Source organism: Kerstersia gyiorum, assembly GCF_004216755.1.
Classification (GTDB): Bacteria; Pseudomonadota; Gammaproteobacteria; order Burkholderiales; family Burkholderiaceae_B; genus Kerstersia; species Kerstersia gyiorum.
On sequence record NZ_SGWZ01000001.1, the window covers coordinates 280234 to 306335 of the forward strand.

The following is a 26102-nucleotide window of genomic DNA, read 5'->3' on the forward strand; positions in this document are numbered from 1 at the left end:
ATATAAACATTTATAAACAACAACACCCTGTCTTTTCGGCCCCTGCGAGCCCCTTTACACAGCCAGGAAAAGCTCATAACAGTCATCGACACCACACAAGACATGTACATGCATGCGTTTCAGATCTGGAACACCAACGATGTTGACCCACCGATGGCAAAGCATTCGTTCCAATGAAGCCACTGATATTTTTTCAACCCGTTACGAATACCTTTATTCATGTCTTCAGCTTTTCATGAATCACTCCAACCTCAAAACAGGTATTTCAATGTCCGCTGTATTACCTGAGTGTTACTCGATTGATGACACACATAAAAAGCAAGACAGGTCATTCTCTATTCGATTTATTTGAGATAGATCAAACATGCATCACTCATCTTGGGGAAAAGCCTGTTGACAACCCGTTCATCGATTCTGGACAACTGACGAAAAACGCAAGGATGAAAATTCTATCCAGAATCGATGAACAGGCTGCCAAGTGACTTAGCAACAGCCAGAATGAAGCCTTAAGATGATGATTTAATTGATAAATATCATCTTCGTATAGTTATCCACAGACACCCATCATTAACCATCAGTTATATATAAAGATATATACAAAACAAGAAAGAACAGGTGCCTCGGCAAAACTGTGCAAGTTAAGGATATGGTTGGTTCAGCACCCGCTGTATGAACAACAGCAGCTGAATACCGTAATAACTATTTCAAGTTAATTTCAATTCTTGACTGTTATCACGGTATTTCATATAGTGAAATAATAAATCGTCAATTTATGACGCGTCACCGCAAAGATTAATGCTATATTCGGGAAAACGCGGAGTGGATTTTTATTTATATTCTCTGTATTCTGCGTTTGCTGATGTTGTCAGCCGTTTTAAACCCGTTCCCAATTCGATGCTTATTGGGTCTGACTTTATATGGGGCTTTCCTATATAAAAGCATTGGTTTGTTGTATATATTTTTTAATCAGGATACTTATCATGGCTCAAACGGGCAAAGTGAAGTGGTTTAACGCGGAAAAGGGATTTGGTTTCATTACGCCCGATGCTGGTGGTAGCGATGTATTCGCCCATTTTTCCGCCATTCAAGGCCGCGGCTATCGCAGCTTGAATGAAGGTCAAGCGGTTGAATTTGATGTCAAGGACGGCCCCAAGGGTCTTCAGGCAGAAAATATTCAGCCTCTCTGACGTGTCACTTTGAACCGTTTGCCCATTAGGGAGACTGGTTCACTATGCAAACCCATGTTCTCTTGGACATGGGTTTTTTATTTTGGCGCCCAAGGCTTGCCGGAGAATTACGTTCCTGATTCAGGCGCATGTCTTCCGGGTTAGTGTGTGAAACCTAAACCTAGCGATCGATATCGATACCAGGGGTTCTTCTGCTCAAGAACAGCAGGTATCGGTCAGTGCCCAGGAATGTGGTTACTTGCCATCTTTCACATCGGTTGTTCCACGTGAAACATCATCGATAGCTTGATGTGTGTGTATCTGCATTGCCAAGAAATTTTTCTTGCGTGAATGCTGCCATTTTCAATAGCTCGGCTTGCTGTAGCAGCTTTTCTCGATTTCTCGCCAAAAGTTTTCACTTACCGATACAGAACCGTTGCAGTGGCTTTTGGGACCCACTTAGGGTTAGGGGGAGTCACGTACGCAACACTGTAGCCACGAAAAGCAATAATTATCTGTACTTGCTGGGTACAGCAGGAAAGGGCCGGCCACTGTTGCTGCGTGTTGGCTATTTGCCGCATACCTAGGGGTGGGCCCGATATTTTTGTTTTTATGTTTCACGTGAAACACCCGTTACGAGCGACGCGTCTATAATTATTTTTTTAGGATGCTTGTCGCCATGTTCTACCCCACCGAATTTGACGTGATTGTCGTGGGCGGAGGCCATGCTGGCACTGAAGCGGCAATGGCTGCCGCTCGTGCTGGCTGTGCCACGCTGTTACTGACGCACAATATTGAGACTCTTGGACAGATGTCCTGCAATCCCTCTATCGGTGGTATAGGTAAAGGACACCTGGTCAAGGAAGTTGATGCCCTGGGTGGCATCATGGGGATCTGTGCCGACGAAGCAGGCATCCAGTTCCGCACATTGAACAGTTCCAAGGGGCCGGCTGTCCGCGCCACACGTGCGCAGATAGATCGGGTGCTATACCGGCGTGCCGTACGTTATCGCCTGGAAAATCAAGCCAACCTGTGGTTGTTCCAGCAAGCAGTGGACGATTTGATGGTGGAAGGTGACAAGGTTGTGGGAGCGGTTACCCAGCTTGGCATCAAGTTTCGTGCACGAAGTGTGGTGCTGACTACTGGCACTTTCCTGAACGGCCTGGTTCATGTTGGCCTGAGCAATTATTCCGCCGGCCGTGCAGGTGATCCTCCGGCTATTACCCTGGGGCAACGGCTGAAGGAACTGAAGTTGCCCCAAGGGCGCTTGAAGACTGGCACGCCGCCACGCATCGATGGTCGGAGTATTGATTTTTCACGTCTGGAAAGGCAAGACGGTGATAGCAATCCCATACCGGTGTTTTCCTATCTCGGAAATGCTGGCTTGCATCCGCAGCAGTTGCCTTGCTGGATCACGCATACGAATAGCCGGACGCATGACATCATCCGTGGTAGTCTGGATCGTTCGCCGATGTACAGCGGCGTGATCGAAGGAATCGGGCCACGGTACTGCCCGTCGATAGAAGACAAAATCCATCGTTTCGCTGACAAGGATTCCCACCAGGTATTCCTGGAACCCGAGGGTCTGGACACAAACGAGTATTACCCTAACGGCGTATCTACCAGCCTGCCTTTCGATGTTCAGCTGGATTTGGTGCATAGCCTGCCTGGTCTGGAAAATGCGCATATCCTGCGTCCTGGCTACGCTATCGAATACGATTACTTCGATCCGCGTGGTTTGCATGCCAGTTTGGAAAGCAAACATATACAGGGGCTGTTTTTTGCCGGGCAGATCAACGGCACAACTGGCTACGAAGAAGCTGCGGCCCAGGGGCTGCTGGCCGGGATCAATGCGTCGCTGAAGGTGAAAGGGGAAGAGGCGTGGGTTCCTCGCCGTGATGAAGCCTATCTTGGCGTGTTGGTCGATGATCTCGTTACCCGCGGGGTGACGGAACCCTATCGCATGTTTACCTCGCGGGCCGAGTATCGCCTGAGTATGCGGGAAGATAATGCCGACATGCGCTTGACCGAAATCGGGCGACGCCTGGGCGTGGTTGATGATGAACGCTGGCAGCGTTTTTCCGACAAGCGCGACGCTGTTTCACGTGAAACAATGCGGCTGCGCAAGACGGTCATTACTCCTCGCATCCTCACGCCAGAAATTGCCGAGCCCTTGCTGGGCAAGCCCATTGAAAAGGAATACACGCTGGCAGAATTGTTGCGTCGCCCTGATGTGGACTATCAACGTTTGATGGCTGTGACTGCTGCCGATGGCACTGCCTTTGCGCCGGCCGAACCCTTGACCGAAGACGAAGCCGAGCAAGTATCCATCCAGGTCAAGTACGAGGGCTATATCAATCGACAGCAGGATGAGATTCGTCGTCTGTCTATCTATGAAAGCCAGCCTATCCCTGTTGAACTGGATTATGACGCTGTGTCGGGCCTGTCCTTTGAGGTCCGGCAACGCCTGCGCGAAGCTCGCCCGGCCACGCTGGGGCAGGCAGCCCGCATATCCAGTGTGACGCCTGCCGCCATTTCCTTGTTGATGGTGCATCTCAAGCGCATGCATTACCAGAAGAACAAAGCGGAGAAACAGTAATGGTGTCCATGAGTCTGTCTGCGGGAACGGCTGGGCAGGTGATTGCGGTTGGACGCGCACTGGGGCTGGATATCACCGGGCTCCAGGCAGAAACCCTGTGCCGCTATATCGAACTGATGGCGCGGTGGAACAAGACCTACAACCTGACGGCTATCCGCGATCCTCAGAAAATGCTGGTGCAGCATCTGTACGACAGCCTGAGTGTGGTTTCACCGTTGATCCGTCATGCTGGCAGTCAATCCCTGTCCATCATGGATGTCGGTTCCGGTGGCGGTTTGCCCGGCGTGGTGCTGGCCATCATGAGGCCGGACTGGAATGTCGTCTGTGTTGACGCCGTAGAGAAAAAAACAGCGTTCATCCGGCAGGTCTCTGGTACGCTGAAACTCGCGAACTTGTCATCCCGACATGCCCGCATCGAAAGCTTGCCGGCCCAGGCATGCGATATCGTTATCTCTCGGGCTTTTGCTTCGCTTGTGGATTTCACCAGCTGGTCCGGCCATCATGTACGTGATGGTGGCTACATGGTGGCGATGAAAGGCAAAATACCTGTCGAAGAAATCAGAGCCCTGGAGGACAAGGGCGATTGGCTGGTCAAAAGAACGGAAGCGCTGACGGTACCGGAACTGGAGGGTGAGCGTTGCCTGCTGTGGCTACAGGCCGCTCGCGGCATGTCCTCCATGGCCGATCAGGGCACAGCACAAGGAAGTCTCCAATCAGAGCCGCAGGCTCCCCATGATGGTGGTGCCAGCGCCCAGGCTGCGATGCCTGCGTTTGCCACTCGTTCCAGCAAGGAAATCGTTGAATGAAAACAGTGAAGAAAGTCCGGGCGGCGAAAATATTCTGCATCGCCAACCAGAAAGGCGGGGTAGGCAAGACTACCACTGCCATCAACCTTGCCGCAGGCCTGGCGCAGCACAAGAAGAAGGTACTGCTGGTTGACCTGGACCCGCAGGGAAATGCCACCATGGGTAGCGGCGTTGATAAGAATACGCTGAATGAAACGCTGTACCAGGTGCTGATCGGAACGGCTGATATCAAGGCAACCATTGTCTCGGCTGGCGACAGCGGCTATGACGTCCTGCCTTCCAACCGTGAACTGGCTGGCGCCGAGATGGATCTCATGGAAATGAGCGACCGCGAGCAGCGCCTCAAGCAGGCCCTTGCGCAGGTGTCTGGCGATTACGACTTCATTCTGATCGACTGCCCGCCGACCTTGTCCCTGCTGACGCTCAACGGGCTGGCCTGCGCCAATGGCGTGGTGATTCCGATGCAGTGTGAATACTTCGCGCTTGAAGGACTTTCCGATCTGGTGAATACCGTCAAGCGGGTGCATCACAACATCAACCCCGAGTTGCGCCTGATTGGTTTGCTGCGGGTCATGTTCGATCCACGTGTCACACTGCAGCAGCAAGTTTCGGCGCAATTGGTATCGCACTTTGGCGATAAGGTATTCACTACCGTCATTCCGCGCAATGTGCGTCTGGCTGAAGCGCCCAGTTACGGCCTGCCTGGTGTGGTCTATGACCGCAACTCGCGTGGTGCCAAGGCCTATGTGGCCTTCGGTGCAGAAATGATCAAGCGTGTGAACGCGAAGAGCTAAACAGGAGTTGAGGATGGCCAGCAAAGCTGAGAAGAACGGTGCAGTGAAAACGGTGGCGAAAGCGCCCGCCAAGCGTGCCGCGGCTCGTCCGGCGGCTGCAGCCAAGGCTGCTGCGAAACCCGCGTCCAAGGCTGTTGCGGCAGCCAAGAAGAGCCGAGGGCTGGGGCGCGGCCTGGATGCGCTGCTGGGCGGCGATATACCTGCTCTGGCGGCCATCACCGAGGCGGCTGCACAACCGGCCGCCAGGGCCAGCACGGCGCCGTCTGTGCTGGCCCTGGCCCAGTTGGTGCCTGGCAAGTATCAGCCGCGCACGCGTATGGATGAAGGTGCCTTGAATGAGTTGGCGGCATCTATTCGCGAGCAGGGCATCATGCAGCCGGTACTGGTGCGGCCCCTGACAGGTGAAAACGCAGGCAAGTATGAAATCATTGCCGGTGAACGCCGCTTCCGCGCTGCAGGCATTGCCGGGCTTGCGGAGGTACCGGTCTTGGTCCGGGAGGTGCCGGATGAGCATGCTGCCATCATGGCGCTGGTGGAAAACATCCAGCGCGAGGACCTGAACCCTTTGGAAGAGGCTCATGGCGTCCGACGTCTGCTCGACGAGTTCGGGCTGACGCATGAGCTGGCTGCCCAGGCAATCGGCCGTTCACGTTCTGCCACCAGTAATCTGCTGCGTTTGCTGAACCTGGCCGGCCCGGTGCAAACCATGTTGCTGGCGGGCGATATCGACATGGGGCATGCGCGGACCTTGTTGTCGCTGGATGCCGCGCGACAGATCCAGTTGGCGAATTTCATCGTGGCCAAGGGCCTGACCGTGCGCGAAGCGGAAAAGCTGGTTGCCCGCACGCTGCAGGAAGATGATGGCACCATTCCGGATGCCCGGCGTGCGCGCCAGTCTCCCAGCCGGGATGTGCTGCGCCTGGAAGAGGCACTGTCGGACCAACTTGGTACCAAGGTGACGCTCAAACTCGGCGCGCGCGAACGCGGCAAGATCGTCATTGATTTCCATGGCTGGGATCACCTGTCTTCCTTGCTGGAGAAGCAAGGCCTGGGCAGCGTGCTGGATGCCTGATTCCATGCGCAGGCTTCTGGTGTTGGCCACTGGCGGTACTATCGCGGGTCGCCAGACTGCCGGCGGAGGCTACCGGGCAGGGCAGATCGAGGGCCAGGAATTGCTGGCGCATTCCGGGCTGGATGGCAGCGGTTTGCATATCGACGTGGAAGATATCGCCAGCGTAGGCAGCCAGGATATGAACCAGGCAATATGGCTGCGCCTGGTCCGTCGTATCGAGGCTGCTGCCGTGTCAGGCGGTTTTGATGGGGTCGTGGTGACCCACGGTACCGATACGATGGAAGAAACTGCCTTCTTCCTGTCGCGCGTGCTGGCAGTCCCTTTTCCTGTGGTCCTGACTGGCGCCATGCGTCCGGCTGATGCGCCGGATGCCGATGGTCCGGTGAATCTGCGTCACGCCTTGTTGCTGGCTGCACAACCCGTGCCAGACAGCGCAGGCAATGTGCTGGTTGCGTTCAATGGCAATGTCCATGCGGCGCAGTGGCTCAGGAAAATATCGGCAAGTGGCCTGGTGGCGTTCGCTTCACCTGGCGCATGTCCGTTGGGCACGTTTATCGGGGATCATATTCGCTGGACGCCTGGCGTGGCCGCGCCTGCAAGCCGCCGCTACAGTTTGCCTGCCAGCGCCGGGGCCTGGCCCAAGGTGGGCGTGATCTATGCCCATGCAGGTATGGAGCCGGAGCAGGTCCGTGCCTGCACGGAGCTGGGATGGGACGGATGGGTGCTGGCAGGGGTAGGCAATGGCAATGCGTCTGGTGCCTGCCTGGCTGTTCTGGCCGAAGCGGCAGAGCGGGGGGCTGTGGTGGTGCGTTCGCGCCGGTGCCTCGATGGCTGGGTGACGCGTGCCGCTGAAGTGGATGATGATGCGCTGGGTTTTGTTGCTGCAGGCATTTACGATGCGCCGCAATCGCGCATCCTGTTGATGCTGGCGTTGGCGGAAACGCGCCAGCGCGAGCTCATCCAGCAGCATTTTCTCCAGTGAGCCGGCGCTGCATGCTAAAGGCATGAGCAGGCCGAGTCGCGCAGGGCATACGAGGCCATTACCCGGGGCCAGCGTTTATTGACTTCGGGCGTATCAGGGAACGACGCGGGTATTCAGGGCATAGGGCCCGTCGCAAAGTTGTTCCTTGAGAAACTCGATGGCGACTTTCACCTTGGCGGAGTTGGCTGATCGGTTGCTGGTGGTGGCCCAGACATCCGCGAATTCCTGATAGGCCGGCAGTATCTGGATAACGCTGCCGTCTTCGATGTAGCGCGCGATATCCCATACCGAGAGCATGAAAATGCCCAGCCCCCGGATGCCCCAGGTGCGCACGACGTCGCTGTGGTTGGAACCATAGCGGCCATTGACCTTGACGGTTTCCAGCCCCTTGGGGCCGTGCAGGCGCCAGACGCCGAATGCCTGTTCGCGGTCGCGGAACACCAGGCATTCATGCTGGGCAAGATCCGCGAGGCTCTGGGGCATGCCGCGCTTGGCAATGTAGGAAGGCGCGGCGCACAGGATGCGGCGGCTGGGGGTGATGCGATGCGCGATCAGGTGAGGCTGCTTGGGATCGCCGACACGGATATCGATGTCATAGCCTTCTTCCAGGATATCGACGTGGCGGTCCAGCAGTTCCAGCCAGATTTCCAGCTTGGGATAACGCTCTTCCAGCATGGCCAGAATGTGTGCGACATGATGGCGTCCCAGGCGCATGCTGGTGGCGATGCGCAGCAGGCCGGATGGCTCCAGCTTGCTGCTGGCAACCAGCTCCGTCATGGACGTCATGTTTTCTATGATGCGGCGCGCATAGTCGTAAACCATCTCGCCTTCTTCCGTGATATGGATGCGGCGGGTGGTACGATGGAACAGGCGGATTCCCAGCTGCTGTTCCAGTATGGCGATACGCTTGCTGACATAGGCGGGCGACTTCCCGATGTCCTTGGCGGCTGCGGCGAAGCTACCCAGGCGGGCCGCGATGGAAAAAACACGCAGATCCATAAGGGCTGGTTCATTATTCATGATTCGTGTCTTTTGAATTAATGAATTTGGTAATTATATTCGCTTGGGTAGCTATTACACTGGCCTGTTTCCTGATTTTGCATCTGGTTCTGCGCCAGCGCTGCCAGCGCTTATTGCCGCGCCTGGTCCAGACGCTATGCTTACGCGCCAGGCGCCGGCCAGGACCGGCATCCGTTGGCGATCCGGCTTTCCGATAACGGCATGTGCACTGGCGCCGGACTGCGCCCGGTCTCCGGGCCTGGGCTTTTCATTTTTCCTTCACTGGATTCTGGATTTCACTCATGGCAAGCATCCTTGTTATCAATGGCCCCAACCTGAACCTGTTGGGTACGCGTGAACCTGCCGTCTATGGCCATGAAACGCTCGCTGACGTCGAGCGCCTGTGCCGCGAGGAGGGCGCGAAGCTGGGGGTGGAGGTCGAGTGCCGCCAGAGCAACCATGAAGGCGTGCTGGTCGACTGGATTCAGGAAGTGGGCCGCGAGATTGCTGCCGGCCGTTGCATTGGGGTGGTGATGAACCCTGGTGCCTATACGCATACTTCCATTGCGCTGCACGATGCCATCAAGGGCGCTGCCGTGCGCCTGATCGAACTGCACATCTCCAATGTGCATGCACGGGAATCGTTCCGCCACCATTCCTATATTTCGCCCGCGGCGCGCGGCATCATCGTCGGCATGGGCGTTGATGGCTACGCATTGGCCATTCAGGCCCTGGTGCGTTTGCAGGACAAGTAATTCCCGTTCGGGCGAGTGTTGCCGGCTGTCGTTGTAGAGAAAACCCAATATGCGTAGATCGATTGCAACCGTCTCCCTGAGCGGAACCTTGCGGGAAAAGCTGGAAGCCATTTCCGCAGCCGGTTTCGATGGCATCGAATTGTTCGAGAACGATTTCATTCATTTCAATGGCTCGGCGCGCGATCTGCGCAACATGGCTGCTGACCTGGGCCTGACGATTGATCTCTACCAGCCATTCCGGGATTTCGAGGCCATGCCGGCCGAGTTGTTGCAGCGTGGGTTGGAGCGTGCCGAACGCAAGTTCGACATCATGCAGGAAATGGGATGCGGGCTGGTGCTGTGCTGCTCCAATACCTCACCCCATGCCATCGATGATCCAGCCTTGGCCGCAGACCAGCTGGCGCTTCTGGCGGACCGTGCTGCACGTCGCAATCTGCGCATCGGCTATGAGGCGCTTTCCTGGGGGCGCCACGTCAAACTGTACGGGCAGGCCTGGGATATCGTGCAGCGCGCGGCGCACCCTCATCTGGGGTTGATACTGGACAGTTTCCATACGCTGTCGCTCAAGGACGATCCCAGCGGCATTGCGGCCATCCCCGGCGACAAGATATTTTTCCTGCAGATGGCCGACGCACCGCTGCTGACGCTGGATGTCATAGACTGGGCCCGCCATCACCGTTGCTTCCCTGGGCAGGGCCAGCTGGATGTGGAAAACTTCTTCCTGCAGACCTTGCTGGCGGGCTACAGCGGGCCGTTGTCACTGGAAATTTTCAATGACATCTTCCGCGAGACGCCCAATCGTCGTACTGCGCTGGATGCTATGCGTTCGCTGTTGTATCTCGAAAGCTGGGGGCGCGAACGCCTGGCCCGGCCCGAGGCGGACGAAGACCCCGAGAAGTTGAAAGCAACGGCGGCGCGCATCGAGTTGTTCAATCCGCCGCCTGCGCCTGTATTTTCCGGCGTGAGTTTCGTCGAGTTTGCCGTGGATGAAGCGTCGGCGGCCGGGCTGGGGAAAATGTTCGGACGCATGGGCTTCCGGCGCGCCGGCAAGCACCGCTCCAAGCAGGCCATCCTGTATCGCCAGGGCGATGTGGCCTTGATCCTCAATTCCCAGCCCGGCTCTTTTGCTCGCGAGCGTTTTGGCAGTTTCGGCGCCTCGGTGTGTGCCCTGGGCCTGTATACGCAGGACCCGGTAGGCGCGCTCAGCCGTGGCCAGGCCCTGCAATCCGCGCGTTTTGAAAGTCCGGTGGGGGCGGGGGAAATGGTATTGCCGGCGATTGTTTCACCGGGCGGTATCGTCGTGTATTTCGTATCGTCCAGCCTGGCGCCCAATGGCCTGTTCGAGGCCGATTTCGTGCTGGAGCAGGCATCCCAGGCGGAAGCCGGCTCGGCCGCCGCCATTAGCGGGCTGGATTACCTGGCCCTGGGCATGAATGTCGGCCAGCGCGATACCTGGACCTTGTTTGCACGCTCGGTGCTGGGGTTGAACCAGGGAGACAACCTGCAGTTTGCCGACCCCTATGGCCTGGTGGACATTACCACTGCGGCCAATACGGATGGCAGTCTGAGGTTGGTGCTGAATGTTTCGCAAAGCCTGAGCACCGATACCGCCAGGGCCGCCCAGCAGCAGGGCGGGGTGGCGGTGCATCACCTGGCTTTTTCCAGCCACGACATCTTTGCGACGGTACGTGCCTGGAAGACGGCAGGGGTTGCCATTACGCCCGTGTCGCCGAACTATTACGACGACCTGGCCAGCCGGCTGGATCTGGCGCCGGACTTGCTGGCGCAACTGCGCGAGCACGGTGTGCTGTACGATCGGGATGCCGGCGGCGAGTACCTGCATTGCTACACCGATAACATTGCAGGGCATTTCTTCTGCGAGGCCGTACAGCGCCTGGGCAGTTATGCCGGCGTCGGGGCGCTCAACGCAGCGGCGCGGGTGGCGGCCAGGGCCCAAGCCGGCAACGACTGATAAAGAGCGGCGCTGGCCAGCGGCCCGATTCGGCGTTTGTCGCCGGGCCGGGCCGTTTATTTTTCCAACAACCACAATAAAACAGAGGGTAGCCTCATGAGACAAGTTTCCCGAGTTCTGGCCGGCCTTGCCGCCGGCCTGGCGCTTTGTACATCTGCGACTGCCGGCCCCCGGCTGGACGCCATCATGGAGAGCAAGGTGTTGCGTGTGGGTACGCCAGGCGATTACCGGCCCTTTGCGATGAAGACAGCCGACGGCGGCTACGAGGGCCATGATATCGACGTCATCGAGCAGATCGCCAAGGAACTGGGGCTGCGGGTGGAATACGTGCAGACTTCCTGGCCCCAGCTGATGCCTGACCTGCAGGCCAATCATTTCGATGTGGCGGTGGGCGGCATCACGCGCAATGCCGCACGTATCGGCAAGGTCGAGATGCTGCCGGGCTATGCGCCCTTCGGCAAGGTCGCGCTGGTACGCAGCAGTGAAGCCGGCCGCTACCAGTCGGTGGCTGACCTGAACCAGCCCGGCGTGAAGGTCATCAAGAATCCCGGCGGGACCAACGAGGCTTTCGTGCTGGCCAACCTGGGCAAGGCCCAGATCAGCACGCATGACAAAAATGCGGAAATTCCTGCGCTGATTGCTGAAGGCAAGGGCGACGTGATGATCACGGAAACCTATGAAGCGTTGCACTACAGCAAGTCGGACCCGCGCCTGAGCGCGCAATTCATCGACACGCCGCTGACGCCCAAGAACTACCTGGGCTTCATGCTTCCGGTGGATGACCCGGATTACATCCGCGTGATGGAATTTGCCTGGGATCTGGTCGACAAGCGCGGGGGCGTCGAAGAAGCCGGCCGGCACTGGCTGAAGTAAACCATCTGGAGGGCCGTGCGGCCGCCTGGGGCTGCCTCGGCTGGCGCCCTATCCGGTTCGCCGTCGGGGCGCCAGCCCTGGACCCAGGCAGGGCTGGTGAGGACAATTTCGTTGTAGCCAGCGCACGATTTCAACTATTTTATTCTTTTTAGTTGATAGCGCTTGACACTAGTAAAGAAGAGGTCCATAATTTTGAATTCTACGGAGAGGTGCCCGAGTGGTTAAAGGGGGCAGACTGTAAATCTGTTGGCTAACGCCTACGTTGGTTCGAATCCAACCCTCTCCACCAAGTTTGCTGAAGCGCCCGCACAATCGTTCAAGGACGAAGCGGGCGTTGATGTAGCGGGTAAGGTAGTCGCGTAAGCCCTCGGCAAGTGAGGCTGATCAGCCTGGCTGATTCGTGATTGCGGGTGTAGCTCAATGGTAGAGCAGAAGCCTTCCAAGCTTACGACGAGGGTTCGATTCCCTTCACCCGCTCCAGTAGTTGATTGTTTCGCCGTCGCAAGTACGGTGGAATCAATGCCCATGTGGCTCAGTGGTAGAGCACTCCCTTGGTAAGGGAGAGGTCACGCGTTCGATCCGCGTCATGGGCACCACTCTCCTTTCGTTGTTAAACACTCATACGCTTCTTATTCCAGGGCAGGAGTCCGTCATGGCAAAAGGTAAGTTTGAACGCACCAAGCCGCACGTGAACGTCGGCACGATCGGTCACGTTGACCACGGCAAGACGACGCTGACGGCGGCAATCGCCACGGTGCTGTCCAAGCAATTTGGCGGCGAAGCCAAGGGCTACGACCAGATCGACAACGCGCCGGAAGAAAAGGCTCGTGGTATCACGATCAACACCTCGCACGTGGAATACGAGACGAAGTCGCGCCACTATGCGCACGTTGACTGCCCGGGCCACGCGGACTATGTGAAGAACATGATCACGGGTGCAGCGCAGATGGACGGCGCGATCCTGGTGGTGTCGTCGGCTGACGGTCCCATGCCGCAAACGCGCGAGCACATTCTGCTGAGCCGTCAGGTTGGCGTGCCGTACATCATCGTGTTCCTGAACAAGGCCGACATGGTTGATGACGCCGAGCTGCTGGAACTGGTCGAAATGGAAGTGCGCGAGCTGCTGTCCAAGTACGACTTCCCGGGCGACGATACCCCGATCATCAAGGGTTCGGCCAAGCTGGCGCTGGAAGGCGACCAATCGGAAATGGGCGAGCCGGCCATTCTGCGTCTGGCCGAAGCGCTGGATTCGTACATCCCGACGCCTGAGCGCGCCGTGGACGGCACGTTCCTGATGCCTGTGGAAGACGTGTTCTCGATCTCGGGCCGTGGCACGGTGGTGACGGGTCGCGTTGAGCGCGGCATCATCAAGGTCGGCGAAGAAATCGAAATCGTCGGTATCCGCGACACCGTGAAGACGACTTGCACGGGCGTGGAAATGTTCCGCAAGCTGCTGGACCAAGGTCAGGCTGGCGACAACGTCGGTATCCTGCTGCGCGGCACCAAGCGTGAAGAAGTCGAGCGCGGCCAAGTGCTGGCCAAGCCCGGTTCGATCAAGCCGCACACGGAATTCACCGCCGAGGTGTACATCCTGTCGAAGGAAGAAGGCGGCCGTCACACCCCGTTCTTCAACGGCTATCGTCCCCAGTTCTACTTCCGTACCACGGACGTGACGGGCACGATCGACCTGCCGGCCGACAAGGAAATGGTTCTGCCGGGCGACAACGTCTCCATCGTTGTGAAGCTGCTGGCCCCCATCGCCATGGAAGAAGGCCTGCGTTTCGCCATCCGTGAAGGCGGTCGTACCGTCGGCGCCGGCGTCGTTGCCAGCATCATCAAGTAAGTTGTCTCGTAAATGCAGCTGGTGTTAAAATGCCAGCTGCATTTTTTGCTGTCTTGTAGTAATATATAAGGCTATCCATTTCCCGGGTGGTCTTGCTGCCAGGTAATCGTAGGGGCATAGCTCAATTGGCAGAGCGTCGGTCTCCAAAACCGAAGGTTGTGGGTTCGATTCCTACTGCCCCTGCCACACTCCCATGTGTGGTTTCCTCCTATCTGGCTCGCGGCGTCAGAAAATGTCCAATACCAATGTAGAAACCGTTAGCCGTACCGCTGATCGCGTCAAGCTCGTCTTGGCCGTTCTGGTCGTTGCTGCTGGCATTTACGGATTTTCGGCGCTGAGCGCGCAGCCTCTGGTGGCGCGGGTGTCCGTTTTCCTGGGTTCGCTGGTTCTGGCTGCTGTCATCGCCTGGTTCAGTGAGCCGGGCCGTCGTTTCGGTGCCTTCGCGCAAGCTTCCTACGAGGAAGTGCGTCGCCGCGTAACCTGGCCGACCCGCAAGGAAACGGTACAGATGACGGGCGTGGTGTTCGCGTTCGTGATTGTCATGTCCATCCTGCTGTGGTTTGTGGACAAGATTATTCAGTGGGGTCTGTATGACCTCCTCATGGGCTGGAACTAAGGACGCGTAATGAGCAAGCGTTGGTATGTCGTCCATGTGTATTCCGGCATGGAAAAAAGTGTTAATCGTGCGCTGGTGGAACGTATCCAGCGTGCGGATCTGGAAAACTCCTTTGGCCGCATCCTCGTTCCTTCCGAAGAAGTCGTGGAAGTGAAGGGCGGCCAGAAGTCCATCACCGAGCGCCGTATTTACCCGGGCTATGTGCTGGTCGAAATGGAGTTGACGGATGAAACCTGGCACCTGGTGAAGAGCACGCCTCGCGTGACTGGCTTCCTGGGTGGCACCGGTAACCGGCCCACGCCGATTTCCGAGCGCGAAGTCCAGGGCATCCTGTCGCAAATGGAAGAGGGTGGTGAAAAGCCCCGTCCCAAGATTCTGTTCGAAGTGGGCGAAATGGTGCGTGTCAAAGAAGGTCCGTTCGCGGATTTCAATGGCAGCGTCGAAGACGTCAACTACGAGAAAAGCAAGGTCCGTGTCACGGTCACGATTTTCGGTCGTGCCACACCGGTCGAGCTGGATTTCAGCCAGGTCGAAAAGACCTGAGCTTCTGACGGAAGCCGCCGGCCAGTCTGGCGGCATTTCCGATTTTCAACCTCGGGGAGTTTCCCGTCCTGGGAAACGTTTGTACCCGTCTGGAGTTAAAGATGGCGAAGAAAATCGTCGGCTTTATCAAGCTGCAGGTCCCGGCTGGTAAGGCTAATCCTTCCCCCCCCATCGGTCCGGCGCTGGGTCAGCGCGGTCTGAACATCATGGAATTCTGCAAGGCGTTCAACGCCAAGACGCAGAGCCTGGAGCCGGGTCTGCCCATCCCCGTGGTCATCACTGCCTACGCGGACAAGAGCTTCACCTTCATCATGAAGACCCCGCCCGCGACCATTCTGATCAAGAAGGCCGCTGGTGTGCAAAAGGGTTCGCCCAAGCCCCATACCGACAAGGTCGGCACGCTGACGCGCGCCCAGGCTGAAGAAATCGCCAAGACCAAGGCGCCTGACCTGACCGCTGCCGATCTGGACGCCGCCGTGCGCACGATCGCCGGTAGCGCTGCCAGCATGGGTATTACGGTTGAAGGAGTGATCTGATATGGCTAAGCTTTCCAAGCGCACCGCTGCTCTGCGTGCCAAGATCGACCGCACCAAGCTGTACCCCGTCGCTGACGCGCTGGCCCTGATCAAGGAAACCGCGACTGCCAAGTTCAACGAATCCGTTGACGTGGCCGTGCAGCTGGGTATCGACCCCCGCAAGTCGGACCAACTGGTCCGTGGCTCCGTGGTTCTGCCTGCCGGTACCGGCAAGAGCGTCCGCGTCGCTGTTTTCGCCCAAGGCGAAAAAGCGGAAGCCGCCAAGGCTGCTGGCGCCGACATCGTCGGCCTGGAAGACCTGGCCGAGCGCATCAAGGGCGGTCAGATCGACTTCGACGTGGTCATTGCTTCGCCCGACACGATGCGTGTCGTCGGTGCCCTGGGTCAAGTCCTGGGCCCCCGTGGCCTGATGCCGAACCCGAAGGTCGGCACCGTGACCCCGGACGTCGTCACCGCTGTCAAGAATGCCAAGGCTGGCCAAGTGCAATACCGTACCGACAAGGCCGGTATCATCCACGCCACCATCGGCCGTGCTTCGTTCGACGTGGCTCAGCTGCAGACCAACCTGGCTGCCCTGATCGACGCGCTGAACAAGGCTCGTCCCGCTGCCGCCAAGGGCGTTTACCTGCGCAAGGTTGCCGTGTCCTCCACCATGGGTGGCGGCGCGCGTGTTGAAGTCGCTTCGCTGACTTCGGCCGCCTGATAGCAGGTTTGTTGTAAAGACTTTGGGCTTCATCCGGGCCCCCTGGGCCTGGATGCTGCTGTCAAAGACCGCTGGAATGCCCGGCAGCCGCCATATCGCTTGCGATACGGACGTCAACCGGGGATTTAATGATGCAGGTAGCTGCGTCTCCAGCGTAGACGGCGTCCCACGGAAGATTTCTTGTAGTTCAAGAACTCGTCCAGGTTCGCCGCATTCGGTACGACATCGGGATTTTCCTGGTGTCCTTTGATGGAGTGTTCAACCGTGAGTCTCAATCGTCAAGAGAAAGCGGCAGTTATCGAAGAAGTTTCGGCCGAGCTGGTCGAAGCCAAGTCGATCGTTGTCGCTGAGTATCGTGGTCTGGACGTCGCCTCCGTCACCGTACTGCGCAAGAATGCGCGCCAATCGGGCGTCTATCTGCGTGTTCTGAAGAACACGCTGGTGCGTCGCGCTGTTGCCGGCACGGCTTTCGAGCCTCTGTCCGAGCAACTGACCGGTCCGCTGATGTACGCCATCAGCAATGATCCGGTTGCGGCCGCCAAGGTGCTGAGTGACTTCGCTAAGACCAACGACAAGCTGGTCATCAAGGGCGGTTCGCTGCCCAACAGCGTGCTCGACGTTGAAGGCGTGAAGGCCCTGGCCTCCCTGCCGTCGCGTGAAGAGCTGCTGGCGAAGCTGCTGGGCACCATGCAAGCCCCGATTACGCAATTTGCCCGTACGCTCAACGAAGTGCCGACCAAGTTCGTGCGTGGCCTCGCGGCCGTGCGCGACCAGAAGGCCGAAGCCTGATCAGGCTTCCCCTCTGGAAATGGTCGGTATCAATTGAACGACTGAGCGACAACCATACCCTGGCATTATCCAATTTTGGAGTTCTTTGAAAATGGCACTGAATAAAGCTGAAATCCTCGAAGCCATCGCTGGCCTCACCGTGCTCGAACTGTCCGAGCTGATCAAGGATCTGGAAGAAAAGTTTGGCGTGTCGGCTGCTGCCGCCGCTGTTGCTGTGGCCGCTCCGGCTGCTGGCGCTGCTGCTCCCGCAGCTGAAGAAAAGACCGAATTTGACGTCGTGCTGCTCGAAGCCGGCGCCAACAAGGTCAGCGTCATCAAGGCCGTGCGCGAACTGACGGGCCTGGGCCTGAAGGAAGCCAAGGACCTGGTCGACGGCGCTCCCAAGACCGTGAAGGAAGCGCTGGCCAAGGCTGACGCCGAAGCCGCCAAGAAGAAGCTGGAAGAAGCCGGCGCCAAGGTCGAACTGAAGTAAGACCTGCGTTTTGCTGCCCGGAGAGGTCTTGGTGCCTCCTCCGGGCTTTTGCGTTTCCAGGAAACCCATCTGGCCAGCTGGGTTTTGTCCCGCAGTCGGATTTCCTGGAGTCGTACCTGGGGCCGTGGTTTGACGGTCCATGCAACCTCGAGTCGGAGTGCTCATGCCTTACTCGTTTACCGAAAAAAAGCGCATCCGCAAAAATTTTGCCAAGCGGGAAGACGTTCAGAACGTGCCGTATCTGCTGGCAACGCAGCTGCAGTCCTTCCGGACTTTTCTGCAGTCGGAAGTGTCCTCATCCGAACGCAAGGATGAAGGCCTCCAAGCCGCTTTTTCTTCTATTTTCCCGATCGTCAGCCACAATCAGATGGCTCGTCTGGAATTCGTCAGCTACACGCTCGGCGAACCGGTCTTCGACGTCAAGGAATGCCAGCAACGTGGTCTGACCTATGCGTCGCCGCTGCGCGCCAAAGTCCGCCTGGTGCTGCTCGACCGTGAAGTGAGCAAACCGACAGTCAAGGAAGTGAAGGAACAGGAAGTCTACATGGGCGAAATTCCGCTCATGACCGACACCGGTTCGTTCGTCATCAACGGTACCGAGCGCGTCATCGTGTCGCAGCTGCACCGTTCGCCTGGCGTGTTCTTTGAGCACGACCGCGGCAAGACTCACAGTTCCGGCAAGCTGCTGTTCTCTGCCCGCGTGATTCCTTACCGTGGCTCCTGGCTGGACTTCGAGTTCGACCCCAAGGATCTGCTGTTCTTCCGCGTTGACCGCCGCCGCAAGATGCCGGTGTCGATCCTGCTGAAGGCGATCGGCATGACGCCGGAATCCATCCTGGCCTACTTCTTCGATTTCGACCACTTCGACCTGAAGAGCGAAGGCGGCATGATGGAGTTCGTGCCGGAACGCTGGAAGGGTGAAGTGGCCCGTTTCGACATCACCGACCGCGAAGGCACGGTGCTGGTCGAGAAGGACAAGCGCATCAATGCCAAGCATCTGCGCGATATCGCCAAGGCGGGTATCGAGTGGATTTCCGTGCCCGAGGACTTCCTCGTGGGCCGTGTGCTGGCCAAGAACATCGTTGATCCGGATACCGGCGAAGTGCTGGCCAACGCCAACGACGAAATCACCGAGAGCCTGCTGGAAAACCTGCGCAGCGCCGGCGTGCCGTCCATCCAGACGCTGTACACCAACGACCTGGATCGCGGCCCCTACATCTCGATGACGCTGCGTACCGACGACACTGCGGACCAGAACGCCGCCCGCGTCGCGATCTACCGCATGATGCGTCCTGGCGAGCCGCCTACGGAAGAAGCCGTCGAGGCCCTGTTCAACCGTCTGTTCTACAGCGAAGAGTCGTATGACCTGTCGCGCGTGGGCCGGATGAAGGTCAACAGCCGCCTGAACCGCGAAAACGTGCTGGAAGGCCCGACCACGCTGACCAACGAAGATATCGTTGAAACCATCAAGCTGCTGGTCGAGCTGCGTAACGGCCGTGGCCAGATCGACGATATCGACCACTTGGGCAATCGTCGCGTGCGCTGTGTGGGCGAACTGGCCGAGAACCAGTTCCGTGCCGGCCTGGTGCGCGTCGAGCGTGCCGTCAAGGAACGTCTGGGCCAGGCCGAGACCGAAAACCTGATGCCGCACGACCTGATCAACTCCAAGCCGATTTCCGCGGCGATCAAGGAGTTCTTCGGTTCCAGCCAGCTGTCGCAGTTCATGGACCAGACCAACCCGCTGTCGGAAATCACGCACAAGCGTCGTGTTTCCGCTCTGGGCCCGGGCGGTCTGACGCGTGAGCGCGCCGGCTTCGAAGTGCGCGACGTGCACCCGACCCACTACGGCCGCGTGTGTCCCATCGAAACGCCTGAAGGTCCGAACATCGGCCTGATCAACTCGATGGCTCTGTACGCCCGCCTGAACGAATACGGCTTCCTGGAAACGCCGTATCGCAAGGTCGAGAACGGCCGCGTGACCGACACGATCGACTATCTGTCGGCCATCGAGGAAAACCGTTACGTCATCGCTCAGGCCAACGCGCGCCTGGACGAGGAAAACCGTTTCGTCGACGATCTGGTTGCCTGCCGCGAAGATGGCGAAACCATGATGACGTCCGGCGCCAACGTGCACTACATGGACGTTGCCCCGTCGCAGATCGTGTCCGTGGCTGCCTCGCTGATTCCGTTCCTGGAGCACGATGACGCCAACCGTGCACTGATGGGCGCCAACATGCAACGCCAGGCCGTGCCTTGCCTGCGTCCGGAGAAGCCTCTGGTCGGTACCGGCATCGAGCGCACCGTCGCCGTTGACTCGGGTACGACCGTGCAGGCCCGCCGTGGCGGTATCGTCGATTACGTCGATGCCGAGCGCGTGGTGATTCGCGTCAATGATGAAGAAAACATCGCTGGCGAAGTCGGCGTTGATATCTACAACCTGATCAAGTACACGCGTTCCAACCAGAACACCAACATCAACCAGCGCCCCATCGTGCGCCGTGGTGACCTGGTGGCTCGTGGCGACGTGCTGGCTGATGGCGCTTCGACCGATCTGGGCGAACTGGCGCTGGGCCAGAACATGCTGATCGCGTTCATGCCCTGGAACGGCTACAACTTCGAGGATTCGATCCTGATCTCCGAGAACGTTGTTGCCAATGATCGCTATACCTCGGTGCACATCGAGGAACTGACGGTCGTGGCGCGCGATACCAAGCTGGGTGCGGAAGAAATCACCCGCGATATCAGCAACCTGCCCGAAGTGCAGTTGAACCGCCTGGATGATTCCGGCATCGTGCACATCGGCGCGGAAGTCCGTGCCGATGACGTGCTGGTCGGCAAGGTGACGCCCAAGGGCGAAACCCAGCTGACGCCGGAAGAAAAGCTGCTGCGCGCGATTTTCGGCGAGAAGGCTTCCGACGTTAAGGACACCTCGCTGCGCGTGCCGTCCGGCATGGTCGGCACCGTCATCGACGTGCAGGTGTTCACGCGTGAAGGCATCGTGCGCGACAAGCGCGCCCAGTCCATCATCGACGACGAACTGCGCCGCTATCGCCAGGACCTGAACGACCAGCTGCGTATCGTCGAAAACGATACCTTCGACCGTATCGAGAAGCTGCTGGTCGGCAAGACCGTCAACGGCGGTCCGCGCAAGCTGGCCAAGGGTTCCGTGCTGAGCAAGGAATACCTGGCTGACCTGACCGATCGCTGGCAGTGGTTCGACATCCGCCTGGCCGACGAGCAACATGCGCTGGTGCTGGAGCAGGCCAAGGAATCGCTGGAGCAGAAACGCCACCAGTTCGACCTGGCCTTCGAAGAAAAGCGCAAGAAGCTGACGCAAGGCGACGAGCTGCCTCCGGGCGTGCTGAAGATGGTCAAGGTCTACCTGGCCGTCAAGCGCCGCCTGCAGCCTGGCGACAAGATGGCAGGCCGTCACGGTAACAAGGGTGTGGTGTCCCGCATCCTGCCGGTGGAAGACATGCCCCACATGGCTGACGGTACGCCGGCCGACATCGTTCTGAACCCGCTGGGCGTGCCTTCGCGGATGAACGTGGGTCAGGTGCTGGAAGTTCACCTGGGCTGGGCTGCCAAGGGCCTTGGCCATCGCGTGGCCGAGATGCTGGCCGACGAGCGCAAGATCGAAGTGGCCAAGCTGCGCGCCTTCTTCGACAAGGTGTACAACGGTTCCGGTACGCCGGCCGCGCTGGACACCCTGACGGATGATGAGATCATCACGATGGCGTACAACCTGAAGAACGGCGTGCCTCTGGCAACGCCAGTGTTCGATGGCGCCAGCGAGGAAGACATCGAACAGATGCTGCGTCTGGCCTATCCGGACGAGATCGCGCAGAAGCTGCGCCTGACCGACAGCCGCACGCAAGCGTGGCTGATCGACGGCCGCACCGGCGAACCGTTCGAGCGTCCCGTCACCGTTGGCTACATGCACTATCTGAAGCTGCACCACTTGGTCGATGACAAGATGCACGCGCGTTCGACCGGCCCGTACTCGCTGGTGACCCAGCAGCCGCTGGGTGGTAAGGCTCAGTTCGGTGGCCAGCGTTTCGGGGAGATGGAAGTGTGGGCGCTGGAAGCCTATGGCGCCTCCTACACCCTGCAGGAAATGCTGACGGTGAAGTCCGACGATATCAACGGCCGGACCAAGATCTACGAAAACATCGTCAAGGGCGATCACACCATCGACGCCGGCATGCCCGAGTCGTTCAACGTGCTGGTCAAGGAAATTCGTTCCCTGGCCATCGACATGGATTTGGAGCGTAACTAATGAAAGCGCTACTCGACCTTTTCAAACAGGTTTCGCAGGATGATCAGTTCGACGCGATCAAGGTCGGCCTGGCGTCGCCCGAAAAGATCCGTTCCTGGTCCTTCGGCGAGGTGCGCAAGCCCGAAACCATCAACTACCGCACGTTCAAGCCTGAACGCGATGGCCTGTTCTGCGCCAAGATCTTTGGCCCGGTCAAGGACTACGAGTGCTTGTGCGGCAAGTACAAGCGCCTGAAGCATCGTGGCGTGATCTGCGAGAAGTGCGGTGTTGAAGTCACCGTGGCCAAGGTGCGCCGTGAGCGCATGGGCCACATCGAGCTGGCCAGCCCGGTCGCGCACATCTGGTTCCTGAAGAGCCTGCCGTCCCGTCTGGGCATGGTGCTCGACATGACGCTGCGCGACATCGAGCGCGTGCTGTACTTCGAAGCCTGGTGCGTGATCGAACCCGGCATGACGCCGCTCAAGCGCGGCCAGATCATGTCGGACGATGATTACCTCGCCAAGACCGAGGAATACGGTGACGACTTCCGTGCCCTGATGGGCGCGGAAGCCGTGCGCGAACTGCTGCGCTCCATCGACATCGACCGCGAAGTGGAAACGCTGCGCGGCGAGTTGAAGGCCACTTCGTCCGACGCCAAGATCAAGAAGATTTCCAAGCGCCTGAAGGTGCTGGAAGGCTTCCAGAAGTCCGGCATCAAGCCTGACTGGATGATCATGGAAGTGCTGCCCGTGCTGCCGCCGGACCTGCGTCCGCTGGTGCCGCTGGATGGCGGCCGCTTCGCGACCTCCGATCTGAACGATCTGTACCGCCGCGTCATCAACCGCAACAACCGCCTGAAGCGCCTGCTGGAACTGAAGGCGCCGGAAATCATCCTGCGCAACGAAAAGCGCATGCTGCAGGAAGCGGTGGATTCGCTGCTGGATAACGGCCGTCGCGGCAAGGCCATGACGGGCGCCAACAAGCGCCAGCTGAAGTCGCTGGCCGACATGATCAAGGGCAAGGGCGGTCGTTTCCGTCAGAACCTGCTGGGCAAGCGTGTGGACTACTCGGGCCGTTCGGTCATCGTGGTGGGTCCGCAGCTGCGTCTGCACCAGTGCGGTCTGCCCAAGCTGATGGCGCTGGAACTGTTCAAGCCGTTCATCTTCAACCGCCTGGAAGCGATGGGTCTCACGACCACCATCAAGGCAGCCAAGAAGATGGTCGAAAGCCATGAACCGGTGGTGTGGGATATCCTCGAAGAGGTCATCCGCGAACACCCGGTGATGCTGAACCGTGCGCCGACGCTGCACCGTCTGGGCATCCAGGCATTCGAACCGACCCTGATCGAAGGCAAGGCCATCCAGCTGCACCCGCTGGTTTGCGCGGCGTTCAACGCCGACTTCGACGGTGACCAGATGGCCGTGCACGTGCCGCTCTCGCTGGAAGCCCAGCTGGAAGCACGCACCCTGATGCTGGCCTCGAACAACGTGCTGTTCCCCGCCAGCGGCGAGCCGTCCATCGTGCCGTCGCAGGATATCGTGCTGGGTCTGTATTACGCGACTCGCGAGCGTATCAACGGCAAGGGCGAAGGCATGTTCCTGACGGACATCGCTGAAGTCCAGCGTGCCTACGACAACGGTGAAGTCGAGCTGCACAGCCGCATCACCGTGCGCCTGAACGAGTATGTGAAGGACGAGGACGGCGAATTCCAGCCGGTGCTGCGCCGCTTCCAGACGACCGTCGGCCGCGCGCTGCTGTCCGAGATCCTGCCCAAGGGCCTGCCTTTCGAGTCGCTCAACCGCGCCTTGAAGAAGAAGGAAATCTCGCGCCTGATCAACCAGTCGTTCCGCCGCTGCGGCCTGCGCGCCACGGTGATCTTCGCTGACAAGCTGATGCAGTCGGGTTTCCGCCTGTCCACGCGCGCCGGTATCTCCATCGCCATGGGCGACATGGTGATCCCGGACGTCAAGGTGAAGATCCTGGACGAAGCCAGCGCCGAAGTGAAGGAAATCGACAAGCAGTATTCCTCCGGTCTGGTGACGGCGCAGGAACGCTACAACAACGTCGTGGACATCTGGGGCAAGGCTGGCGATAAAGTCGGCAAGGCGATGATGGAGCAGCTGGCCACCGAGCCTGTGATCGACCGCCATGGCAAGGAAGTGCGCCAGGAATCGTTCAACTCCATCTACATGATGGCCGACTCCGGCGCCCGGGGTTCCGCTGCCCAGATCCGCCAGCTGGCAGGTATGCGCGGCCTGATGGCCAAGCCTGACGGCTCGATCATCGAAACGCCCATTACCGCCAACTTCCGTGAAGGCCTGAACGTACTGCAGTACTTCATCTCCACTCACGGTGCGCGTAAAGGTCTGGCCGATACGGCACTCAAGACGGCAAACTCGGGTTACCTGACGCGCCGTCTGGTGGACGTGACGCAGGATCTGGTGATTCGCGGTGACGATTGCGGTACCTCGCACGGTTACGTCATGCGCGCGCTGGTCGAAGGCGGGGAGGTTATCGAAGTCCTGCGCGACCGCGTGCTGGGCCGCGTGGCTGCCATCGACATCGTCAACCCGGACACCCAGGAAACCGTGATCCCGGCCGGCACCATGCTGGACGAAGATGCGGTCGAACTGATCGACGCCGTGGGTGTGGACGAGATCAAGGTCCGCACGCCGCTGACCTGCGAAACCCGTCACGGCCTGTGCGCCAAGTGCTATGGCCGCGACCTGGGCCGTGGCTCGCTGGTCAACGTCGGCGAAGCTGTCGGCGTCATCGCGGCACAGTCCATCGGTGAACCCGGCACGCAGCTGACGATGCGTACGTTCCACATCGGTGGCGCGGCATCGCGTGCGGCGCTGGCCAGCGGCGTGGAAACGAAGGTGAGCGGCAGGGTCGCATTCGCCAGTTCCATGCGCTATGTCACCAACGTCAAGGGCGAGCGCGTGGCGATCTCCCGTTCCGGTGAAATCGTCATCTCGGATGACAACGGCCGCGAACGCGAACGCCACAAGGTGCCGTATGGCGCCACCGTGCTGGTGGGTGACGGCGACGTCATCCAGGCTGGTACGCGCCTGGCGTCGTGGGACCCGCTGACCCGCCCCATCGTGTCGGAATATGTCGGCAAGGTGCGCTTCGAGAACATCGAAGAAGGCGTGACCGTTGCCAAGCAGGTCGACGAAGTGACCGGCCTGTCGACGCTGGTTGTCATTACGCCCAAAACGCGTGGCGGCAAGCAGGCGCTGCGTCCGCAGATCAAGCTGCTCAATGAGCAGAATGAGGAAGTCCGCATTCCCGGCACCGATCACCTGGTGAACATTTCGTTCCCGGTGGGCGCGCTGATCACGGTGCGCGACGGCCAGGACGTTTCCATCGGTGAAGTGCTGGCGCGTATTCCCCAGGAATCGCAGAAGACCCGCGATATTACCGGGGGTCTGCCGCGCGTGGCCGAGCTGTTCGAAGCCCGTTCGCCCAAGGACGCCGGTCTGCTGGCCGAAGTCACGGGTACGGTTTCGTTCGGCAAGGACACCAAGGGCAAGCAGCGCCTGGTCATCACCGACATGGAAGGCGTGGCGCACGAGTTCCTGATTCCGAAGGAAAAGCAGGTGCTGGTGCACGACGGCCAAGTCGTGAACAAGGGCGAAATGATCGTCGACGGTCCGGCCGACCCGCACGATATCCTGCGTCTGCAAGGGATCGAAGCGCTGGCGTCCTACATCGTCGACGAAGTCCAGGACGTGTACCGTCTGCAAGGCGTGAAGATCAACGACAAGCACATTGAAGTGATCGTGCGCCAAATGCTGCGCCGCGTGCATGTCGTCGATGCCGGTGATACCGACTTCATTCCTGGCGAACAGGTCGAGCGTTCGGAACTGCTCAACGCCAACGATCGCATGGATGCGGAAGGCCTGCGCCCCGCTACCTACGAAAACGTGCTGTTGGGTATTACCAAGGCGTCGCTGTCTACCGACTCGTTCATCTCCGCGGCTTCCTTCCAGGAAACCACCCGGGTGCTGACCGAAGCGGCCATCATGGGCAAGCGCGACGACCTGCGTGGCCTGAAGGAAAACGTCATTGTGGGTCGCCTGATCCCGGCCGGTACCGGCCTGGCTTACCACGGCGCTCGCAAGGAAAAGGAAAGCTTCGAGGCTGCAGAGCGCGAAGCCGCCCGTGCGCTGGCCAACCCGTTCGAGGACGATCCGCTGCCGCCCAGCGGCAACCCGTTCGAAAACGTGTCGCTGCACGCCAGCAATCCGGAAACGCCCGAGGAGTAATCCCCGCGAGATCCCGCCGCGCCCCTGGTGCGGCGGACTTGACTCCCCCATGT

General features: G+C 59.1%; 18 protein-coding genes, 4 tRNA genes and 1 pseudogene. 22 read left to right on the top strand and 1 reads right to left on the bottom strand.

Features of this window, described 5'->3' with window-relative positions; all coding sequences use genetic code 11:
- The first annotated feature begins 980 nt into the window (after positions 1-980).
- The 6 genes and pseudogenes from EV679_RS01175 (at position 981) to EV679_RS01200 (ending at position 7419) form a co-directional block, all read left to right on the top strand.
- Positions 981-1187: a cold-shock protein gene (locus EV679_RS01175; protein ID WP_068373478.1), complete on the top strand. Its 207-nt coding sequence runs from the start codon at positions 981-983 to the stop codon at positions 1185-1187.
- Positions 1188-1845: 658 nt separating this feature from the next.
- Complete coding sequence (gene mnmG / locus EV679_RS01180; RefSeq protein ID WP_130486347.1) at positions 1846-3765, top strand: tRNA uridine-5-carboxymethylaminomethyl(34) synthesis enzyme MnmG; 1920 nt, start codon at positions 1846-1848, stop codon at positions 3763-3765.
- Positions 3765-4433: pseudogene (gene rsmG / locus EV679_RS01185) on the top strand (16S rRNA (guanine(527)-N(7))-methyltransferase RsmG); the annotation flags it as partial. The gene mnmG and the pseudogene rsmG, both read left to right, overlap by 1 nt.
- A gap of 134 nt (positions 4434-4567) precedes the next feature.
- Positions 4568-5365, top strand: coding sequence for a ParA family protein (locus tag EV679_RS01190; protein WP_130486348.1), 798 nt, complete (start codon positions 4568-4570; stop codon positions 5363-5365).
- Between the two features lie 13 nt (positions 5366-5378).
- Positions 5379-6437 (top strand): ParB/RepB/Spo0J family partition protein, encoded by a 1059-nt coding sequence (locus tag EV679_RS01195; RefSeq protein ID WP_130486349.1) that lies wholly within the window; start codon positions 5379-5381, stop codon positions 6435-6437.
- A 4-nt stretch (positions 6438-6441) separates the two neighbouring features.
- The gene (locus EV679_RS01200; protein ID WP_165389927.1) at positions 6442-7419 is read left to right on the top strand and encodes an asparaginase; all 978 of its coding nucleotides are present in this window, start codon (positions 6442-6444) and stop codon (positions 7417-7419) included.
- A 93-nt stretch (positions 7420-7512) separates the two neighbouring features.
- On the opposite strand, the gene EV679_RS01205 is transcribed toward EV679_RS01200, so the two are convergent.
- Positions 7513-8439, bottom strand: a complete 927-nt coding sequence (locus EV679_RS01205) for a LysR family transcriptional regulator (protein WP_068373466.1) — start codon at positions 8437-8439, stop codon at positions 7513-7515.
- A gap of 281 nt (positions 8440-8720) precedes the next feature.
- On the opposite strand from EV679_RS01205, the gene aroQ reads away from it, so the two are divergent.
- The 16 genes from aroQ (at position 8721) to rpoC (ending at position 26049) form a co-directional block, all read left to right on the top strand.
- Positions 8721-9173 carry a type II 3-dehydroquinate dehydratase gene (aroQ, locus tag EV679_RS01210; protein ID WP_130486351.1) on the top strand — a complete coding sequence of 151 codons (453 nt, stop codon included), beginning with the start codon at positions 8721-8723 and terminating at the stop codon, positions 9171-9173.
- A gap of 49 nt (positions 9174-9222) precedes the next feature.
- On the top strand, positions 9223-11145 hold the full coding sequence (locus EV679_RS01215) for a bifunctional sugar phosphate isomerase/epimerase/4-hydroxyphenylpyruvate dioxygenase family protein (protein WP_130486352.1): 1923 nt from the start codon (positions 9223-9225) through the stop codon (positions 11143-11145).
- Between the two features lie 96 nt (positions 11146-11241).
- A complete protein-coding gene (locus EV679_RS01220) occupies positions 11242-12018 on the top strand; it encodes a transporter substrate-binding domain-containing protein (protein WP_130486353.1) in 777 nt (258 codons plus the stop codon).
- 203 nt (positions 12019-12221) lie between these two features.
- Positions 12222-12307: transfer RNA gene (locus tag EV679_RS01225), tRNA-Tyr, on the top strand.
- Between the two features lie 117 nt (positions 12308-12424).
- A tRNA-Gly gene (locus tag EV679_RS01230) sits at positions 12425-12498 on the top strand.
- Positions 12499-12539: 41 nt separating this feature from the next.
- Positions 12540-12614, top strand: a tRNA-Thr gene (locus EV679_RS01235).
- Between the two features lie 56 nt (positions 12615-12670).
- Positions 12671-13861 (top strand): elongation factor Tu, encoded by a 1191-nt coding sequence (gene tuf, locus EV679_RS01240; RefSeq protein WP_068375540.1) that lies wholly within the window; start codon positions 12671-12673, stop codon positions 13859-13861.
- Positions 13862-13971: 110 nt separating this feature from the next.
- Positions 13972-14047: transfer RNA gene (locus EV679_RS01245), tRNA-Trp, on the top strand.
- A gap of 46 nt (positions 14048-14093) precedes the next feature.
- Positions 14094-14477, top strand: coding sequence for a preprotein translocase subunit SecE (gene secE, locus EV679_RS01250; protein ID WP_068373390.1), 384 nt, complete (start codon positions 14094-14096; stop codon positions 14475-14477).
- 9 nt (positions 14478-14486) lie between these two features.
- Positions 14487-15020: a transcription termination/antitermination protein NusG gene (gene nusG / locus EV679_RS01255; protein ID WP_068373387.1), complete on the top strand. Its 534-nt coding sequence runs from the start codon at positions 14487-14489 to the stop codon at positions 15018-15020.
- A 101-nt stretch (positions 15021-15121) separates the two neighbouring features.
- Complete coding sequence (rplK, locus tag EV679_RS01260) at positions 15122-15556, top strand: 50S ribosomal protein L11 (RefSeq protein WP_068373384.1); 435 nt, start codon at positions 15122-15124, stop codon at positions 15554-15556.
- Position 15557: 1 nt separating this feature from the next.
- On the top strand, positions 15558-16259 hold the full coding sequence (gene rplA / locus EV679_RS01265) for a 50S ribosomal protein L1 (protein WP_127775462.1): 702 nt from the start codon (positions 15558-15560) through the stop codon (positions 16257-16259).
- Positions 16260-16523: 264 nt separating this feature from the next.
- Entirely contained in the window at positions 16524-17048 is a 525-nt protein-coding gene (gene rplJ, locus EV679_RS01270; protein ID WP_127775461.1) for a 50S ribosomal protein L10, read from the top strand.
- 91 nt (positions 17049-17139) lie between these two features.
- Positions 17140-17520, top strand: a complete 381-nt coding sequence (gene rplL / locus EV679_RS01275) for a 50S ribosomal protein L7/L12 (RefSeq protein ID WP_068373374.1) — start codon at positions 17140-17142, stop codon at positions 17518-17520.
- A gap of 163 nt (positions 17521-17683) precedes the next feature.
- Complete coding sequence (rpoB, locus tag EV679_RS01280; RefSeq protein WP_130486354.1) at positions 17684-21799, top strand: DNA-directed RNA polymerase subunit beta; 4116 nt, start codon at positions 17684-17686, stop codon at positions 21797-21799.
- The gene (gene rpoC, locus EV679_RS01285) at positions 21799-26049 is read left to right on the top strand and encodes a DNA-directed RNA polymerase subunit beta' (protein ID WP_130486355.1); all 4251 of its coding nucleotides are present in this window, start codon (positions 21799-21801) and stop codon (positions 26047-26049) included. Before rpoB ends, rpoC begins: the two co-directional genes overlap by 1 nt.
- Positions 26050-26102: the final 53 nt, after the last annotated feature.